Source organism: Streptomyces sp. NPDC001292 (genome assembly GCF_042896465.1).
GTDB lineage: Bacteria > Actinomycetota > Actinomycetes > Streptomycetales > Streptomycetaceae > Streptomyces.
In genome coordinates, this window is the sequence record NZ_JBIAXG010000026.1 from 108,792 (window position 1) to 124,864 (window position 16,073).

General features: G+C 74.3%; 16 protein-coding genes and 1 pseudogene. 9 read left to right on the top strand and 8 right to left on the bottom strand.

Annotated features, from left to right (window positions below; genetic code table 11):
• Window positions 1-1,044 precede the first annotated feature (1,044 nt).
• The gene (locus ACFY4A_RS25500; protein ID WP_390831671.1) at window positions 1,045-1,254 is read left to right on the top strand and encodes a hypothetical protein; all 210 of its coding nucleotides are present in this window, start codon (window positions 1,045-1,047) and stop codon (window positions 1,252-1,254) included.
• A 347-nt stretch (window positions 1,255-1,601) separates the two neighbouring features.
• Here ACFY4A_RS25500 and ACFY4A_RS25505 read toward each other — a convergent pair whose 3' ends face one another.
• Genes ACFY4A_RS25505 through ACFY4A_RS25515 form a run of 3 tightly spaced genes read right to left on the bottom strand, consistent with a single transcriptional unit; the run spans window position 1,602 to window position 3,030 of the window.
• Window positions 1,602-2,615, bottom strand: coding sequence for a hypothetical protein (locus tag ACFY4A_RS25505; protein ID WP_390831672.1), 1,014 nt, complete (start codon window positions 2,613-2,615; stop codon window positions 1,602-1,604).
• 59 nt (window positions 2,616-2,674) lie between these two features.
• Window positions 2,675-2,887, bottom strand: a complete 213-nt coding sequence (locus tag ACFY4A_RS25510; RefSeq protein WP_390831673.1) for a hypothetical protein — start codon at window positions 2,885-2,887, stop codon at window positions 2,675-2,677.
• Complete coding sequence (locus tag ACFY4A_RS25515) at window positions 2,866-3,030, bottom strand: hypothetical protein (protein ID WP_390831674.1); 165 nt, start codon at window positions 3,028-3,030, stop codon at window positions 2,866-2,868. The genes ACFY4A_RS25510 and ACFY4A_RS25515 overlap by 22 nt, the downstream gene beginning before the upstream one ends.
• A 246-nt stretch (window positions 3,031-3,276) precedes the next feature.
• On the opposite strand from ACFY4A_RS25515, the gene ACFY4A_RS25520 reads away from it, so the two are divergent.
• Complete coding sequence (locus tag ACFY4A_RS25520) at window positions 3,277-3,645, top strand: STAS domain-containing protein (RefSeq protein ID WP_390831675.1); 369 nt, start codon at window positions 3,277-3,279, stop codon at window positions 3,643-3,645.
• 14 nt (window positions 3,646-3,659) lie between these two features.
• Here the strand turns inward: ACFY4A_RS25520 and ACFY4A_RS25525 are convergent, their stop codons facing one another.
• Together ACFY4A_RS25525 and ACFY4A_RS25530 are read right to left on the bottom strand one after the other, a co-directional pair.
• The gene (locus ACFY4A_RS25525; RefSeq protein ID WP_390831676.1) at window positions 3,660-5,252 is read right to left on the bottom strand and encodes a N,N-dimethylformamidase beta subunit family domain-containing protein; all 1,593 of its coding nucleotides are present in this window, start codon (window positions 5,250-5,252) and stop codon (window positions 3,660-3,662) included.
• Window positions 5,253-5,455: 203 nt separating this feature from the next.
• Window positions 5,456-6,019: a hemerythrin domain-containing protein gene (locus tag ACFY4A_RS25530; protein WP_390831677.1), complete on the bottom strand. Its 564-nt coding sequence runs from the start codon at window positions 6,017-6,019 to the stop codon at window positions 5,456-5,458.
• A gap of 612 nt (window positions 6,020-6,631) precedes the next feature.
• On the opposite strand from ACFY4A_RS25530, the gene ACFY4A_RS25535 reads away from it, so the two are divergent.
• Together ACFY4A_RS25535 and ACFY4A_RS25540 are read left to right on the top strand one after the other, a co-directional pair.
• Window positions 6,632-7,177, top strand: a complete 546-nt coding sequence (locus ACFY4A_RS25535) for a DoxX family protein (RefSeq protein WP_390831678.1) — start codon at window positions 6,632-6,634, stop codon at window positions 7,175-7,177.
• A 51-nt stretch (window positions 7,178-7,228) separates the two neighbouring features.
• Entirely contained in the window at window positions 7,229-7,765 is a 537-nt protein-coding gene (locus tag ACFY4A_RS25540; RefSeq protein WP_390831679.1) for a hypothetical protein, read from the top strand.
• A 488-nt stretch (window positions 7,766-8,253) separates the two neighbouring features.
• Here ACFY4A_RS25540 and ACFY4A_RS25545 read toward each other — a convergent pair whose 3' ends face one another.
• Complete coding sequence (locus ACFY4A_RS25545; protein ID WP_390831680.1) at window positions 8,254-8,427, bottom strand: CsbD family protein; 174 nt, start codon at window positions 8,425-8,427, stop codon at window positions 8,254-8,256.
• Between the two features lie 362 nt (window positions 8,428-8,789).
• On the opposite strand from ACFY4A_RS25545, the gene ACFY4A_RS25550 reads away from it, so the two are divergent.
• The gene (locus tag ACFY4A_RS25550; RefSeq protein ID WP_390831681.1) at window positions 8,790-9,635 is read left to right on the top strand and encodes a SigB/SigF/SigG family RNA polymerase sigma factor; all 846 of its coding nucleotides are present in this window, start codon (window positions 8,790-8,792) and stop codon (window positions 9,633-9,635) included.
• A 38-nt stretch (window positions 9,636-9,673) separates the two neighbouring features.
• On the opposite strand, the gene ACFY4A_RS25555 is transcribed toward ACFY4A_RS25550, so the two are convergent.
• Together ACFY4A_RS25555 and ACFY4A_RS25560 are read right to left on the bottom strand one after the other, a co-directional pair.
• Complete coding sequence (locus tag ACFY4A_RS25555) at window positions 9,674-11,344, bottom strand: FAD-dependent oxidoreductase (RefSeq protein WP_390831682.1); 1,671 nt, start codon at window positions 11,342-11,344, stop codon at window positions 9,674-9,676.
• Between the two features lie 46 nt (window positions 11,345-11,390).
• The gene (locus ACFY4A_RS25560) at window positions 11,391-12,584 is read right to left on the bottom strand and encodes a lycopene cyclase family protein (RefSeq protein WP_390831683.1); all 1,194 of its coding nucleotides are present in this window, start codon (window positions 12,582-12,584) and stop codon (window positions 11,391-11,393) included.
• A gap of 223 nt (window positions 12,585-12,807) precedes the next feature.
• On the opposite strand from ACFY4A_RS25560, the gene ACFY4A_RS25565 reads away from it, so the two are divergent.
• The 4 genes and pseudogenes from ACFY4A_RS25565 to ACFY4A_RS25580 all read left to right on the top strand — a co-directional run.
• Window positions 12,808-13,074: a hypothetical protein gene (locus ACFY4A_RS25565; protein ID WP_390831684.1), complete on the top strand. Its 267-nt coding sequence runs from the start codon at window positions 12,808-12,810 to the stop codon at window positions 13,072-13,074.
• On the top strand, window positions 13,071-14,609 hold the full coding sequence (crtI, locus tag ACFY4A_RS25570) for a phytoene desaturase family protein (protein WP_390831685.1): 1,539 nt from the start codon (window positions 13,071-13,073) through the stop codon (window positions 14,607-14,609). Before ACFY4A_RS25565 ends, crtI begins: the two co-directional genes overlap by 4 nt.
• Window positions 14,606-15,631, top strand: a complete 1,026-nt coding sequence (locus ACFY4A_RS25575) for a phytoene/squalene synthase family protein (protein ID WP_390831686.1) — start codon at window positions 14,606-14,608, stop codon at window positions 15,629-15,631. Before crtI ends, ACFY4A_RS25575 begins: the two co-directional genes overlap by 4 nt.
• Window positions 15,628-15,981 (top strand): annotated as a pseudogene (locus ACFY4A_RS25580) (Rieske (2Fe-2S) protein); the annotation flags it as partial. The gene ACFY4A_RS25575 and the pseudogene ACFY4A_RS25580, both read left to right, overlap by 4 nt.
• Window positions 15,982-16,073: the final 92 nt, after the last annotated feature.

The window sequence follows — 16,073 nt, forward strand, 5'->3', positions numbered from 1 at the left end:
CCGTCCCCCAGCGCTCGGACACGGCACGCAGTCCGGCGAGCGGGGTGCGCAGGTCGTGGGAGATCCAGGCGACCAGCTCCCGGCGGGAGGACTCCAGGGCGCGCTCACGCTCCCCGGACCGGGCGAGCCGGGCACTGGTGGCCGCCAACTTCCAGCTCAGCGTGCCGAGTTCGATGACCGCCGGACCGTGGGGTGCGGCGTAGTCGCCGCCGTCGCCCAGTGAGCGGGCCGCACGGGCGAGCTCGCGGCTGCGGGCCACGACCCAGCGGCCCGACAGCAGCGCGGTGGCCAGGGACACCACCGCCGCCATCGCCACGACGGCGCCGACGACGTCACGGACGACCGGACGCCGCTGCTGGCCGAGTTGACCCCGGGAAAGAACTGACCTGGGCCGGGGAAGGCTCGTCGGGCTCCCTCGCGGCCGCTCTGGACTGCTTGTCGCATGAGCGGAGGCGGCCGTTCGAGCGGTGCCCTCACCTGATGTGGTGAGGGACCGCGGCGCGAGGCGTACGCAGGCGGCATGAGCGCCGTTTGCTCCGGCATGGAGAGCACTTCTCGGGCCGTGCCCCGCTCACTCGGCCACCTCCCCGCGGAACGGCCCTACGCGGAACTGACCAGCGGGCCCTCGAACCAGTCACCGGCCCACTCGGCGCCCCGCGCCGCGGATCTCGCGCCAACGCGGATCACCGGGCGGCACGCGCCCGAACCGTCCCCAGTGCAGTGGGCGTCCTTCGCGGACGCCGGCTCACCGCCGACCGCGGCGTCCGCGGGGCGGGAGCCCGGTACGCCGTTGCTGCGGCCCTGGGGCGTCGGTTCGGGAGAGCGGCCGCCGGAAGCGTCGGCGCGGGTGGCCCCCTCGGTGCCCGCGGTGCCCGTGCCGCGTGGGCTCCCGGGCCTGTGAGTCCGGACGGAGAAGGGGCCGGGCCGTTCCGTGGGGCCCGGCCCCGACCGCCCGGGGCACCGCTTGCTCACGGCTCGGTGACAGCGGCATCACGATGGTGGGCGTGGGCGTTGCCCGGCCCCGGGGGTGTCGTTGAGCGCGGCATGGAAGCGTGGGAGGACGGCGAATGCCCCTGGTGCCGCTCGCTGCTCGGTTCCGGCCGGGCCCTCACCGTTCCGGACGCCGGGCTCCGCGTCGATCGCCCCTGGCACCGGAGCGGCGGCTGGCCGGCCTGGTGGGAACGCGCGCGCCTGATCATGGTGCCGGTGGCGGCCCTCACCGTGGTGGCCGCACTCATGATGGCCCTGCCCTGACCGGACACCCACCGTGAGCGCGACCGCCGCGGGGCCGGCGGGGCTGGTTGATCGGCCCGGCTCAGGCAAGAAAGGTGACGCCCTCACCATCGCGGTGAGCTGCCAGGGCAAGGGGAAGATCACGTCGGCGATGCGGCCTGTGCACGTCTCGTTCCCCCCGGAGTGTGCTGCCGACCAGGTCAGCACCGTCTCCGACGAGGTGGCCGTGTCCGGGGTGGAGCGCAGTGGAGTCGTGGCCGTCGAGGCGCCCCCAGCCGCGCGTCGGTCGTTGACCGTCGGCCGTGGCACACCGACAGAGGCTGAGTCGCCGGGTGCGGGCTGAACTCCTTCCGACCGGCCGGACCCCATCAGGCGCGGAAGCCGATGTGGACATGGTCGTGGTGGGTGGCGTCGCTGAAGAACTGGTTCACGGTGCTGCCGCCGGAGGGCAGGACGGGGCCGCCGACGTTGTAGGAGCCGGCGGCCGCCGCGTCGCGCATGAAGCGTTCGACGAGGGAGCGGGGAGTGGCCGGGTCGACGACCGCGTGGCCGTCGATCTGCCAGACGTCGAAGGCGCGCCCACGCGGGTGGTCGCTGGGCCGGCTGGTGCCGAAGACGTCCAGCGGGTGCCCCGAACGGACCACGCTGATGTACATCCGGTACGTCCCCGCCAGACGCAGCATCGCGGTGAGCACGCTGTCGTGGACCTGACCGCTCCGCAGGTCGGCCCGCGCCGCGGGCGGCAGCACGATCCGGGAGTCCGCCAGCGCCCGCCGCGCCCCCGCCGGCGGCGAGGCCTCCGGCACGCCCGGCCGTGCCGGGTGCAGAGCGGTGACCGTCCATCCGGTCCGGGACCGCGCCAGCCGTACGTCGACCGTCGTCCCGCCCGCCCGGACCGCGCCGCCGTGCCGCGTCCACTGCCGGCACACCACCAGCACGCTCGCCGAGTCGGCGAGGATCCCGCCGTACTGGGCGTCCACCACCTGCAACACCGCCTCGTCGGCGGACGGCAGCAGCGGCCCCGCCTGCACCACGAGAGCGGCCGGCAGGCCCTGTGCCGTCACTCTGGCCCGGGCCGCGGACGCGCCGCCCCTGCCGCTGGGCCAGGCCCCGATCGCCTCGACCAGCTCGACGGCCCGCCGTTTCACCTCCGGGTGGACCTCGGCGGAGGTGGGGCGCCACGGGGTGGTGCGGGGAAGGGCCGCCCCAGTGCTCGTCGGTGGCGCGGTGGGGGACGGGGACACGGTGGAGCCGGAGGCGGACGGCTTCGGCTCCGGTGCGGCGCCCGTGCAGCCCGCCGCACCGAGCAGCGCTCCCGCCATGCCCAGCAGTACGGCCCGGCGCCCCACCGGGCGCCCCGCGCGTTCCTGCCCATCGGTCATGCCCTCCAGTGTCCGCCCGCGCGGGGCGGCGGCCGGCGGGCGACCGGCGGCCGCGCTTCTCAGGGCCGGGGTCGCAGGCGGGCCGCGATGACGGCGACGTCGTCGTCCGTCTGGCCGGAGCCCGGTCCCGGTGCGCACAGGAATTCGCCGAGGATGCCGTCCAGGAGTTCAGCCGGTCCCGGACCGGGCCCGTCCGCCAGGCCGGAGAGCCGGGCGAGCGAGGTGTCGATGTCCTCGCCGCGCCGCGCGATCAGCCGGTCGTGGAGTCGCACAGCTCCTCGACCAGGAGGGCGGCGAGTTCGGCCGCCGTCCTGCGGTCGTCGAGGGTCGTACCGATCGCGGCGACCGCCCGCCGGGCCAGTGCGAAGCGGTCCGTCGTGGCACTCCCGCGGCCCGGCACCGACTCGCCTTCCACCACCCCTTTCTACCGTGCCGCCGGATTCATCCCAGCACTGCGGGCGGCATCGGCGGGGAGCGACCCGCGGCGCCGGGACTGCCGGAGCGGATTCTTCAGCGAGGTGAGGAGTGGTGCCCGCGGCCGGGGAGGGGCGATGCCGGCCGGGCTTCACGAACAGCCACTCACCCCGGGCTTCACAAGCCCTAACATCATGGCCAACGACCCTCTGGCCAGGGCCAGATGTTCACGAGAAGTGAGGGCAGTGTGGCAGAGACCGAGGGACCGGCGGTGCCCGAGCGGCTGCTGATCACCCGTACCACGGCCGACGACGGCAGCTGTGTCGTGGTACTCGCAGGAGAGGTCGACCTCGACGGCAGCGCACAGTTCCGCGACGCACTGCTGTCCTGCCCGGAGACCGCGCCCGCCACGGTGGTCGACCTCAGTGACGTGACCTTCATGGATTCCAGCGGCATCAACGCCCTCATCACCGCCCACCAGGCCGCACAGGCGGGCGGCACCCGGCTGCGCCTGGCCGCACCGCAGGAGGCGGTCCTGCGCGTGCTCCAACTCGTCGGCGTGGACACGCTCATACCCTGCTACCCCACCCTGGAGGCGGCCCTGGCGGCCCGCTGACCCGAACGGCCCGGTCACACCGGCGTCCCGTACACCTGCCGCGTGTTGGGGCGGGGTGCCGGCCGGTGCCGGGCCGCGGGGCCCTCGGCGAAGGCGCGCAGCAGGTTCTCCGTGGAACGGGTGACGAAAACGCGGGTGCGGGCGTCCATGCCGTGGTCGCGGCCTCCGTCGGGGGTGCCGGCCATCAGTGCCTCCACCCAGCGCATGGTGCCGGTGGCGAAGACGCCCGCACCGCTCCGCACCGTGTAGTACGCCGAGTCGCTGTGGCTGCGGGTGCCGGCGCAGACCAGGGGCGAGTGCGCGGTGATCTCCAGCGGTTCGGGGACGGGCGAGCCGGGGGTGACCCGGTCGTACTCCACTCCGACCAGGTGCTCGAAGCTCTCGCCGGGGTGCGCTCCCGTTCCCTCGTACAACCAGTGGCCCGCCGCGTGCACGACGTAGGGGGCGTCCACCGGATAGCCCTCGTACAGGACCCCGGTGAGGGAGGACTCGGGGTCGGCGCCCGGGGCCTGCCGGAAGTCGGTGGTGACCAGGGCCGGGCGGGACGGATAGCAGGGGTCGTCCCGGTAGGAGGACTTGTAGCAGACCACGGTGCGCCCGGCCCCCGCCCCGCCCCCTTCCAGGCGGACCCGGCGGAAGCAGGTGTTGGCGCCGAGGAAGGCCACGTTGGTGCCCGCGTCGCGGGCCTCGGCGACGTGCCGGCGCTGCTCGGGCGTCCAGTACTCGTCGTGGCCCAGGCAGACGAGCGCGGTGGCGCCGCGCAGCACGCCGGGGTCGTGATGCAGGTCGGTGCCGGTGGTGTACGCCAGGGGTATGCCGAGGCGTTCGGCGAGGACCACGGCCGCCCATTCGTACACCAGGAACTTCTCGGCGCCGTTCGCGTCGTAGGGCCGGTCGAAGCTGACGGCCAGGGAACGGGTCGCGTACGCGCCGGAGGCGCCGGAGTACAGGCTGGAGCCGCCCCACCGGTTGTACGCCTGCCAGGTGGCCGGGGCGTGCAGGAGTACGGTGCGGCCTGCGCCGTGGGTGGAGCGCACGATCAGCGGGACGTACCGCTGATGACCGTTGTCGGCGTCGAGGCGCAGCAGATAGGCGCCTTCGGGCCAGCCCTCGGTGCCGAAGGCCAGGGTGCGCGGCCAGTCGGCGCGGACGGTGCGGGTGGCGGACAGTGTCCGGGCGGCGGGCCGCGCGCGTCCGCGCACGGGCCCGGAGCGCCATACGAGCCGGGCGTGACTGCCGCCGTACCAGCCGACGCGGAAGGCCGAGACACGGAAGGAGGAGGCCGTGGTCGACACGTGCAGGCCGCACTCCTGGCCGGGGGTGACGCTGATCCGGTCGGTGTAGCCGGCCACCGCCTCCGGCGGGCCCGGGGAGCCGATCCGCCAGTCCCGGGTGCCCGTGCGGTCCCGGTCCGCCTCCGGGCGGCGGCTGTCCGCCGCGGGGGACGGCCGGTTCGCGGCTGTGTGGTCGCAGGCGACGGCGGCCGCGCCCAGGCCGGCCCCGGCCCCGGCGCACAGGCAGAGGAAACGTCTGCGGGCCGGGCCGTGCCCGGAGCCCTTTCCCGTGTGCTCCTCCCCCGTGTGCTCCTGTGCGTGGTGCGGGCTCACATCGCCTCCCTGGGGGTGAACGGGCCCTCCCCGCGGATTCCGGCGCGCCTTCGACGAAGGTAGCGGCCGCGGCGGTGGTCCGCACGGCGCGTGTGTGCGCCCGCGGCACAGGCGTACGGGCATGGCCGCGGGCCGTCGGTCGGTGCCGGTCCCGACGGCCCGTGAGCAAGGTGGTCCGCGCGTCGCCGGCCCGGCGGCGGACCTCAGCCGGTCCTGCCGCGTCCGGTGACGGCGTCCCGGATCCGGTCGACCAGTCCCGCGCCGGGCGCGAGGAGCATGTTCGCGGGCGGCTTGTCCGGAGCGGCGGGGTGCGGCCGGGTCGGTGCCGTCTTCTTCGCCGAGCGCACCTTGTCGCCGAGCTGTTGCAGGTCTTCGGGCTTGGTGGCCTCCCGCAGCAGGGGGAAGAGGTTCTGTTCCTCGTCGGTGACGTGCTCGCGGATCTCCCGCATCAGGCGGCCGAGGAACTCGTCGAACCGGGGGTCGTCCGCACCGACGCCCTCCAGGTCCTTCATGGTCCGCTCGGCCTCGGCGTGGTCCTGGAGCTCCTGGTCGGCGATCGCGTCGCCGTCCCGGACGTAGTGACGCACCGCCGGGTACAAGTACATCTCCTCGGCCACACAGTGGCGGACCAGTTCGATCGTGGCCTGGTCGGCCAGGTCCTTGCGCCGCGCGTCCCCCATCGGGAGCGCCTCCATCTGCGCGAAGATCTCCTCCACTTCACGGTGGTCGGTGGTCAGTTCCTGAATGACGTCTCCGCCGTGTCCCATGGCCGGGCTCCTTGCTGCTGGACGTTGCAGGTCATACCCCTGGTGCGCCGCCGGGTTCCCACGTCGGACGACGGCACACCACCGAACAGGCGCGAGTCACGGACGACGGTCGGGCGGGTGCGGTACACCCCGGCTCCCGCCTGGCGGGCAGCGGCGCGGGGCGAATCAGGGCCTACGTCGTTCGCCGACCGCCTGCCGCCGCGGCGGCACGCGATGCCCGCTGCGGACGGATCGGCGACGCACAACGGAGCCAGGTCGGCGGACGGATCGGCGACGCACAACGGAGCCAGGTCGGCGGACGGGTCGGCGCACGCCCGGCGAGGCAGGACCGGCGGCAGGCGGCGGAGCCGAGCCGGCGGACAGGCGCGTACGGGGCGGCGCGCGACCTCGTCCCCTCCGGGGCGGCGCGCGATCTCGTCCCCTCCCCCGTCGGCGGCCTTCGTCGGCATCCGCGTCCGTGGTCGGCTGTGGGGACGGGGCCGGTCGCGCGGTCGGTTTCGGTGGGTTCCGGGGGTTGGGGCCGGCACGCCAGGTCCGATTGTCCTCGCGTGGCCCGGGAACCCGGGGTAACGCCGCATACACCCCTCACCCCCACCCACCCTGGAGAGGATCATGAGTCTGCTGCGCGTGGCCGGTCGGCCTCTGCTCGCCTCCATGTTCGTCGCCGGAGGCATGAACTCCTTCCGCAGTCCCGAGGCGGTGGCGACGGTCGCCGAACCCGTCGTACGGCCGATCACCGAGCGGGTGGCGGCGCTGCCGGACCGTACCGAGCAGGTCGTGCGGCTCAGCGGCGGCGTCCAGGTCGTGGCGGGCGTGCTGCTGGGCCTGGGGCGGTTTCCGCGGCTGTCGGCCGTGGCGCTGGCCGCGACGCTGGTGCCCACCACCCTGGCCGGACACCGCTTCTGGGAGGCGGAGGAGGACGCGGACCGCGTCCAGCAGCGCATCCACTTCCTGAAGAACCTGTCCATGCTGGGCGGTCTGCTGATCGCGGCCGACGACACCGGCGGCGCGCCGTCCCTGCTGTGGCGCGGCCGTCACACGGCCCACGAGCTGCGGCGCGAGGCACGGCTGGTGCGCCGCTCGGTACGGGCCACGGCACGCCCGGCCGCCGCGGTCGGCGGTCTGCGCGCCAAGCTGCCCTCCCTGAACGGCGAATGATCGGCGAACGAACGGCGAAGGCCGCGGCTCACGCGACGAGGAGGACACACGATGAGCGAGCACGCCCGCGCCGGCAGCCGCCTTCCGGTGTTCACCGGGCAGTCCGGTCACGACCTGCTCGGGATCTATCTCAATGACCACCTGGCGGGCGCGACCTCGGGCACGGAGCGCTCCCGCCATCTCGCCATGGCGTGCCGGGGTTCGGAGATCGGCGACGCGATGGCCCCGATCGCGGCCGAGATCGCCGAGGACCGCAGGAGCCTGCTGGAGATCATGCGCCGGCTCCGGATACCCGTACGGCGCTACAAGGTGTACGCCGGCCGCCTCGCTGAACGGGCCGCGCGGCTGAAGAGCAACGGCGGCCTGGTACGGCGTTCTCCGCTGAGCACCCTGTTGGAGCTGGAGCTGCTCCAGGCGGGCGTCCAGGGAAAGGCCTGCCTGTGGGAGGTGCTGCGCGGGCTCGCCGACCGGGACTCGCGCCTGGACCCGCAGCAACTGGACGACCTGCTCGAGCGGGCCGGGCGGCAGCAGCACGTGATCGAAGACCTGCGCAGGCTCCAGGGCGCGGAGGTCTTCCGCGACCGCTGATCCGCACCGGCGGCACCACCCGGGATACGACCGGAGGTACCACCCGGGATACGGAGGTGGCACCCGGGATACGAAGGACCCGCGCACGGGCCGGTGTCCGCGGCCCCACCGTCGGGCGCTGAGTGACGGGCTGCGGGCGCACAGGAGCCGGCGGCCGCGGGTGTCGGCACGCCGCCTCCCTGCCGCCGGTGAGCACGCTGTTCGCCACGTTCCTCAGGCACACGTTCTTCCCGCAGTTGGTCTCCGGGCCCTTCCACCACGGTCTGACCATCGTCTTCGGCGTCGCCGCCGCGATGTCCCTCGTCTGCGCGGTGGCCCCGGCACTGCGGCCGTCACCGGCTGCCCGACGAAGATGTCCGGCAACCGGCTCGGCTGCCCGGGAAGACACCGGCGGGACCCTCGCTCGACGAGCAAGGGTCCCGGTGAGGGCGCTCGGATCGCCCAAGGATTCGGGTCGTCCGAGGGCGCTGCGGTCGTCGCCGACCGGGTCAACGCTTGAAGACGTCCTTCGTCTTCTCCTTGGCCTGACGGGCGTCGCCCTTGGCCTTCTCGGCCTGTCCCTCGGCGGTCATCCTCTCGTTGCCCACCGCGCGGCCGACCGTCTCCTTGGCCTTGCCCTTTATCTGTTCCTTCTTGGCCTTGCCCTTCTGGTCACCAGCCACTGTCGCTCACTCCAAGCAGAATCGCTGTCGGTGTCACGTTCCGGGTGCTCGGCGGGGCGAGGACCAAACCTCCTGATCGCCGTCCCGATCACGACGAGTGACCGGCCCCGTCAGCCGCGGCCCCCACGGGTGTGCTCGGTGCGGACCTGGCGCGGACCGCGCCGGCCGCGGGGACGCCGCTCACGGCGGAAGTCCAGGACGGCGCCGGCCCCTCCCACCCCGGCTCGGCAGGCGCATCCGCGTGAGAGGGGGAAATATGTGAGTGTGAGGTTTACGCACCGGGGTAGGCGCTGCGGCATCCGCCTTGATCAACAAGGTGGAGGCGTACCGAAGAGGTTCCGGCTGAGAGGGAGGGCCGCACGATGGCGGTGACCACGGAGGCGAAGGCGACTCGGGCTCGTACGGAGCTGCCGGAGGTGGCCGACCCCTCAAAGGTCGCGCCCACCGACGCGCGGGCCCTGTCACGACTGTTCTTCGACCGGCTGGCGACCCTGGAGGAGGGCACGTCCGAGCACCAGTACGCCCGCAACACGCTGATCGAGATGAACATGTCCCTGGTCCGCTACGCGGCCGGCCGCTTCCGCAGCCGGGGCCCGCAGGAGATGGAGGACATCGTCCAGGTCGGCATGATCGGTCTGATCAAGGCGATCGACCGGTTCGAGCTCGCCCGCGAGGTGGAGTTCACGTCCTTCGCCGTGCCGTACATCGTCGGTGAGATCAAGCGCTTCTTCCGCGACACCTCCTGGGCCGTGCACGTCCCGCGCCGGTTGCAGGAGGCCCGCGTCGAACTGGCCAAGGCCACCGAGGAGCTCGGCAGCCGGCTGGGCCGCAAGCCCACGACCACGGAGCTCGCGGAGCTGATGAACCTGCCCGAGCAGGAGGTCGTCGACGCGATGGTGGCCTCCAACGGCTACACCTCCGCATCCCTGGACGCCGCCGTCAGCGGCAGCGAGGAGGGCGAGAACGTCCTCGCCGACTTCATCGGGTCCGAGGACACCGGTATGGCACTCGTGGAGGACGTCCACAGCCTGGCTCCGCTGCTCGCGGAACTCGACGAGCGGGACCGGCTGATCATCCACATGCGATTCGTCGAGGAACTCACCCAGGCACAGATCGGGGAGCGCCTGGGCATCTCCCAGATGCATGTGTCCCGCCTGCTCAACCGGCTGCTGAGCCGGCTGCGGCAGGGTCTGCTGACCACCCGCTGAGCAACGGCCCCCTTCCGGATCGGCGTTCAGGATCGGCTTCAGGGCCGGCGCGCCAGCCGCGCCAGCCCGCGCAGCACGCGGCTGCGCCCCTGGTCCGGGACCGTCCACAGGGTCTGCCCGCGCACCCCCCAGCGCTCCAGCAGAGCGTTGGCCGCCAGGAAGCCGCTGGTGGCCGCCCGTTCCATGAGCGCCACCGGCAGATCCGTACGGACCATGTCGCCGGCGAGCACCAGGTGCGGGTCGGCCGTGCGCACGGTGGGCCGGTCGCGGTACCCGCCCACCGGGAACAGGGGGCAGTCCGCCCGCCACTCGTGCCGTTCGTCCACGATGCGCGCCGCTCGTGTCTCGGGGTGCACACGGTGCAACTGCGCGACCAGACGCGCCCGTTGCACGTCCAGGTCCGCGTCCTCGGGCAGGGCGTAGGCGTGCAGTTCCACCACGGACCCGCCGGTGCGCGCGGCCCAGCGGGCGGCCTCGCCCTCCCAGCGATCCAGCACGCTGACGTTGTCGAGGGTGCCGTAACCGCTCGTGCCCAGGAAGCCCGGACGGTCGCGGGCCACCGGACGGTCCAGCCAGAGGCGGGAGACCAGGAAGGGCGGCGCGGTGCGCAGGCGGCCGATCCCGGCGCGCCACGCGGGGTCGCCGAGCCGCGTGGAATCCGCCACGAGTCGCCGCAGACCCGCGACGTCCAGGGCCAGGACCACGGCGTCGTGGTGCCGCGGTGCGTCGTGGTGCCGCGGTCCGTCCGGCAAGGTCACGGTGAAACCGCCGTGCGGAGCCGGTACGACGCTGTGCACGGGTGTCGAAGTGCGCAGTTCGGCGCCGTGCCGCCGCAGGTAGCGGGCCAGGGGGTCCCACAGGGCGGCCGGGAACGGCTCGGCCGGGACGTCGAAGAGCAGTCCCTCGGCGGACCCCAGGAAGTAGATGTGGAACATGAGGACCATCTCGGCGGCCGACAGCTCCCGCGGGTCGGCGAAGAAGCTCCGGGAGAAGACCTCGAAGGCGAGGTGACGCGCGGCCCCGGGGAACCGGATCGACTCCAGGTGGTCGTGGGCGCTGACGTGGTCGAGGCGGTCGTACACGTCGGGTACGCGCACGTCGAGCAGCGGCAGCGCCGCGAGCGGGCGCATCCGGGTCAGGTCACGCGGCGGGAAGGACGGGCTCAGGGCCACGAAGCCGAGGGCGCTCCAGGGCGGGGTCCGCGGAACGTGCCGGAAACCGTCGCGCATCCCGGACCGGTGCCACAGAGGGTAGTCCGGCAGACCGTTCAGCCGCTCCAGACGCGGATCGGTCCGGCGCAGCAGCCCGCGCAGGTTGTAGTACTGGCGGAAGAAGGCGTGGAATCCCCTGCTCATCGTCACGGGCGTACCGTCCCGCAACGTGGTGGGCCACCCCGCCAGCCGGCCGCCGAGGACCGGTTCGCGCTCGTACAACGTGACCCGCACCCCGCGCTCCGCCAGCGCGGTCGCCGCGGCCAGCCCGGCGATACCGCCCCCGACGACAGCCGTACGGGGCGCGGGCCCGGTGATCCGTGGCGCGCCCGGGGCGGGCGGCAGTACCCGGGCGCGCCGGTCCCGGCCGCGGCGGGCCGCCCCGACCCGGCGCGAGGCCGGGTCGTGACCGCCTGGGACATCGCCGGCGGCGGTCGGGTCGCAGCCGCGTGCGACGGGACCGGTCGCGGCGGTCGGGTCGTCGTGCGGTACGGGCATGAGATCTCCGTAGGTCGCGAGGTGCGGCACGGGAAGGCGGGGGCGGTCAGGGGCCGGGGAAGGGCCGGCGGGGCAGGCGGGGCAGTTCGAGTGCGGAGCGCAGCATGGGCAGGACCGGGGTGCGCAGGCCGATCGACAGGTCCTCGGGGAGCCCCGTCCGGCCGTCGAGGAAGCGCAGCAGCCGCCGTGCCGGAACCCTCCGGAACAGCTGGGCGAAGAAGGCCGCCCCGTCGACGCGGCCGCTGTCGAGGGCGCGCAGCAGGATCGCGTCCATGGCCCGTGCGCGGGCCCGGTGTGCGGGCGGCGGCAGCGGATGGCGCCCCGCGTGGAGGGCGGCGGCCACGGCACGCGTCTGGCGCTGCACGGCGGTGAAGGTGAATCCGGTGGACGGGCGGGTCGCTCCCGAGGCGGCGCCGATGCGGAAGACCGACGGCCCGCTCTGCCGGGCGAACACGGCGTCCGTCATGGGGATCACCCCGGACTCGGTGCCGGTGACCTCGAAGCGGCCGAGCCGCAGCACGTTTTCCGTGTAGCGCCGCAGGGCGGCCTCGTACTCCTCGCGCGGCAGGACCCGTGCGGAGAACTCGGTGTACTCGACGAGGGCGTGCCGCCGCCCGGTGGGCAGGACGTACCCGAACGACAGCCCGTGCGCCGGCTGCGGTGTGCGGAAGTCCATGAACTCCACCGCGTCCGGGTCGAAGACCGGCCGGTCGTGGCGCACGAACCAGCCGTGGAAGTGCTGGAGCAGCGTCGTCCGGGCCGCCGGGAGACTGGCCGGCGGACGCGAGTCGAACACCCAGCGCGCCCGCACGGCCACCGGCCGCCCGTCGGCGGTGCGGGCGCGTACCTCGGCGCCGCCGGGAACCGGCTCGACGGTCTCGACCGCGGCCGTCAGCCGCAGCGTGTCCGGGCTGCCGGCCGTCCAGTGGGCGACGAACGTCTCGAAGTCGTCCGACCGGAGCATCTTGTAGCGCAGCGGGGTGATGTCCCGTTCGGTGGCGTGCCCGTCCGTTCCGTGGACGCGAAGCCGCCGCCAGGACGAGGTGAGGGCCGCGTCGTAGGGGCCGTTCTCCGTCTCCCAGTAGCACCACGTGCGGTTCTGCGGACGCAGCGGACCCGGCGGCGCCTCCAGGAGTACGGCGGTCACGGGACGCGTCCCGGCCGGGCGCCGGGCCAGCCAGTGGGCCAGGGAGAGACCCGCGGCTCCCGCTCCGACGATGGCGACGTCCGCCTCGAGCACGGCTGAGGGCTCCTTCCCGCTGCGCCCGCACGGACTCGGGCGTCACCCGAAGCATTCCGGCTGCCCCGGGCCTCCGGATGCAGCGCGCGCGGCGTGTCGGCGGGCGCGCCGGTCGCGGCGGCGGAGTGGTTGGCGACCTGCCCCCGATCGGCGCATCCGCCGACGCCGCCGCCGAGGAATGACTCAGACGAACCGTGCTGCGGCCACGCGAGAGGAATGGGTCATGCGCTCCACTCAGGCGAAGGGGCACCGGGCGGGAGAACCGTCGCCGGTGCCCGACCGGGTCGTCCGGCTCCTCTCCGCGCGGTCCTCCCGCCGCGGCCCCCGCCCCGACGGGTCCGGTGGGGGCGGGTCACCGGCCCTCGGACTCACCGACGGCAGGTCACGGGCCCTCGGACTCACCGACGGCAGGTCACGGGCCCTCGGACTCACCGACGGCAGGTCACGGGCCCTCGGACTCACCGTCGACGGCGGGGTGAGCGGCCGATGACCAGGACCCTCGCGGGGCGCACCGATCACGTAGTGGTCGTCGGTGCCGGGCTGTCCGGACTGTCCGCCGCACTGCACCTGCTGGGCGCGGGCCGCCGGGTGACCGTCGTCGAACGGGACCCGCTGCCGGGCGGGCGGGCCGGCCGGCTGGTCCGGGACGGCTACCGCATCGACACCGGCCCGACCGTGCTGACCATGCCCGACATCGCCGAGGAGGCGTTCGCCGCGGTCGGCGAACGGCTCGGCGACCGGGTGGAGCTGGTCCCGCTGCATCCGGCGTACCGGGCGAGGTTCGCCGACGGCGGCGTACTCGACGTGCACACCGACGCGGCCGCGATGGAGGCGGAGGTGGAGCGCTTCGCGGGCGGCGCCGAGGCGGCGGGGTACCGGCGGCTGCGCCGCTGGCTCGAACAGCTCTACCGGGCGCAGCTGCGCCGGTTCATCGACGCCAACTTCGACTCGCCGCTGCAACTGCTGGGCGCCGATCTGGCCCGGCTGGCCGCCCTGGGCGGATTCGGGCGCCTCGACACGCGCATCGGCCGGTACCTGCGGGACGAACGGCTGCGCCGGGTCTTCTCCTTCCAGTCGCTGTACGCGGGGGTCGCGCCGCACCGGGCGCTCGCCGCGTACGCGGTGATCGCCTACATGGACACCGTCGCCGGGGTGTACTTCCCGCGCGGCGGCATGCACGCGCTGCCGCGGGCCATGGCGGACGCCGCCGCCCGCGCGGGCGCCGACCTGCGGTTCGGCCGGACCGTGACCCGGCTGGAGCGCGCCGGCGACCGGGTCACCGCGGTCGTGACGGCCGACGAGCGCGTCCCCTGCGACGCCGTCGTCCTCACACCGGACCTGCCGGTCGCCTACCGCTTGCTCGGCCGTACGCCGCGCCGTCCCGTACCGGTGACCCACGCGCCGTCCGCCGTGGTCCTGCACGCCGGATGCGACCGCACGTGGCCCGAACTGGCGCACCACACGCTGTCGTTCGGGCGGGCGTGGCGACGCACCTTCCACGAACTGACCCGGACCGGCGAGCTCATGAGCGATCCCTCCCTGCTGATCACCCGTCCCACGGCCACCGATCCCGGGCTCGCCCCGCGGGGCCGTCACCTCCACTACATCCTGGCGCCCTGTCCCAACACGACCCTGGGGCCGTCCGCCGAGCAGTGGGGCGACCTCGCGCCGCGCTACCGCGACGAACTGCTCACCGAGCTGGAGCGCAGGGGGCTCGCGGGCATCGGGTCCGCGATCGAGCGGCAGTACCTGGTCACGCCCGCCGACTGGCAGGCTCTGGGCCACGCCGCGGGCACCCCCTTCTCCGCCGCCCACACCTTCGCGCAGACCGGTCCCTTCCGGCCCCGCAACCTGGTGCGTGGCACCGGGAACGCGGTGCTGGCCGGGTGCGGCACCACGCCCGGCGTCGGTGTGCCGACCGTCCTGCTCTCCGGCAAGCTGGCGGCCGCCCGTATCACCGGTCTGCCGGCCCGGCCGGGGCCGCGCCGGTCCGCGCGCGCGGCGGCACAGGGAGCGCGCTCATGACCGGCCGCGAACTCGACGCGGCGGGCATCACCGACCCGGCGCTGCGGCAGGCGTACACCCGGTGCCGCCGGCTCAACGCCCGCCACGGCAGGACGTACTTCCTCGCCACCCGGCTGCTGACCGCCGAGCGACGGCCGGCGGTGCACGCCCTGTACGGCTTCGCGCGCTGGGCGGACGACATCGTCGACTCGCTCGACCCGGCGGTGAGCGCGAGGGCGCGGTCCGCGGCGCTCGCCCGGCTCCAGGAGGACCTGGAGGCCGGTCTGCGCGAGGGCCGCAGCGGCGAGCCGACGGTGCGGGCCGTGGCCGACACCGCGCGCCGGTACGCGATCGACCACCGCCACTTCACCGACTTCATGGCCTCGATGCGCAGCGATCTGGAGGTCACGGACTACGCGACCTACGCCGACCTGCGCGCCTACATGCACGGCTCGGCGGCGGTGATCGGGCTGCAGATGCTGCCCGTCCTCGGGACGGTGGTGCCGCGCGAGGAGGCCGCCCCGCACGCCGCCGCGCTCGGCGTGGCCTTCCAGCTCACCAACTTCCTGCGGGACGTGGGCGAGGACATGGACCGCGGCCGGGTCTACCTGCCCGCCGACCTGCTGGGAGCGCACGGGGTCGACCGGGAGCTGCTGCGCTGGAGCCGGGACCGGGGCCGCCCTGACCGGCGCATCGTGGCGGCGCTGCGCGCCTTCGAGGACCTCACCCGGCGGGTCTACCGTCGGGCCACGCCGGGCATCGCCATGCTCGACCCGGTGTCCCGTCCCTGCGTCCGGACCGCCGTCGTGCTGTACGCGGGCATTCTCGACGCGGTCGCCGACGCCGGGTACAGCACGGTGCAGCGGCGGGCCGTGGTTCGGCGCGGGCGCCGTGCGGTGGTCGCCGCGGACGGTCTCGTCCGTGTCGCCGCGGCCCGCCTCGCCGAGCGCCGCGGCGGCCGCCGGGTCACGACCCGTACGGAACGGCCCGTGCCCCCGCCCCTCACCGCACCGTCGGCACCGGCACGCCAGGAGGTCGTGTGAAGTCCCAGCCCCCCGGCCGCTCCGGGCGCCACCTCCTGCGCCTGCGGCGGAGTGCCGTTTCCTGGCAGGACCAGCGCCCGACCTGGCCGGATGCCCGCCCGGCGGTCATCGCGCAGGCGCTGAAGCGGGCGCGGGCCCGTCCGTCGGGCAACTGGTACGTCGTCGGGGCCACCCGTGACGCGGGCGGCGAGCGCCCCCTGGCCCGGACCGTCGGCGGCCGGGAGGTCGTCGTCTGGCGCCGCGCCGGGGGCCGGCTGGTGGCCGGGCCCGGTGTCTGCCCGCATCTGGGGGCTCCGCTGGCGGACAGTCCGGTCCGGTGCGGCACTCTGATCTGCCACTGGCACGGACTAGGAGCGTGTCTCAGTAACCGGCAACCCGCCTGCGGTTCGTGATCATTCATGCAGGATGATGTTGGTATGGGTGGTGGCGATGGGTTGTTCGA

Excerpts from the sequence above, each read along its gene's own strand:
- ACFY4A_RS25500 (WP_390831671.1), top strand. The coding sequence starts at position 1,045 with ATGGAAGCGTGGGAGGACGGCGAATGCCCCTGGTGCCGCTCGCTGCTC.
- ACFY4A_RS25505 (WP_390831672.1), bottom strand. The coding sequence starts at position 2,615 with ATGACCGATGGGCAGGAACGCGCGGGGCGCCCGGTGGGGCGCCGGGCC.
- ACFY4A_RS25530 (WP_390831677.1), bottom strand. The coding sequence starts at position 6,019 with ATGGGACACGGCGGAGACGTCATTCAGGAACTGACCACCGACCACCGT.
- ACFY4A_RS25535 (WP_390831678.1), top strand. The coding sequence starts at position 6,632 with ATGAGTCTGCTGCGCGTGGCCGGTCGGCCTCTGCTCGCCTCCATGTTC.
- ACFY4A_RS25540 (WP_390831679.1), top strand. The coding sequence starts at position 7,229 with ATGAGCGAGCACGCCCGCGCCGGCAGCCGCCTTCCGGTGTTCACCGGG.
- ACFY4A_RS25550 (WP_390831681.1), top strand. The coding sequence starts at position 8,790 with ATGGCGGTGACCACGGAGGCGAAGGCGACTCGGGCTCGTACGGAGCTG.
- ACFY4A_RS25555 (WP_390831682.1), bottom strand. The coding sequence starts at position 11,344 with ATGCCCGTACCGCACGACGACCCGACCGCCGCGACCGGTCCCGTCGCA.
- ACFY4A_RS25565 (WP_390831684.1), top strand. The coding sequence starts at position 12,808 with ATGCGCTCCACTCAGGCGAAGGGGCACCGGGCGGGAGAACCGTCGCCG.
- crtI (WP_390831685.1), top strand. The coding sequence starts at position 13,071 with ATGACCAGGACCCTCGCGGGGCGCACCGATCACGTAGTGGTCGTCGGT.
- ACFY4A_RS25575 (WP_390831686.1), top strand. The coding sequence starts at position 14,606 with ATGACCGGCCGCGAACTCGACGCGGCGGGCATCACCGACCCGGCGCTG.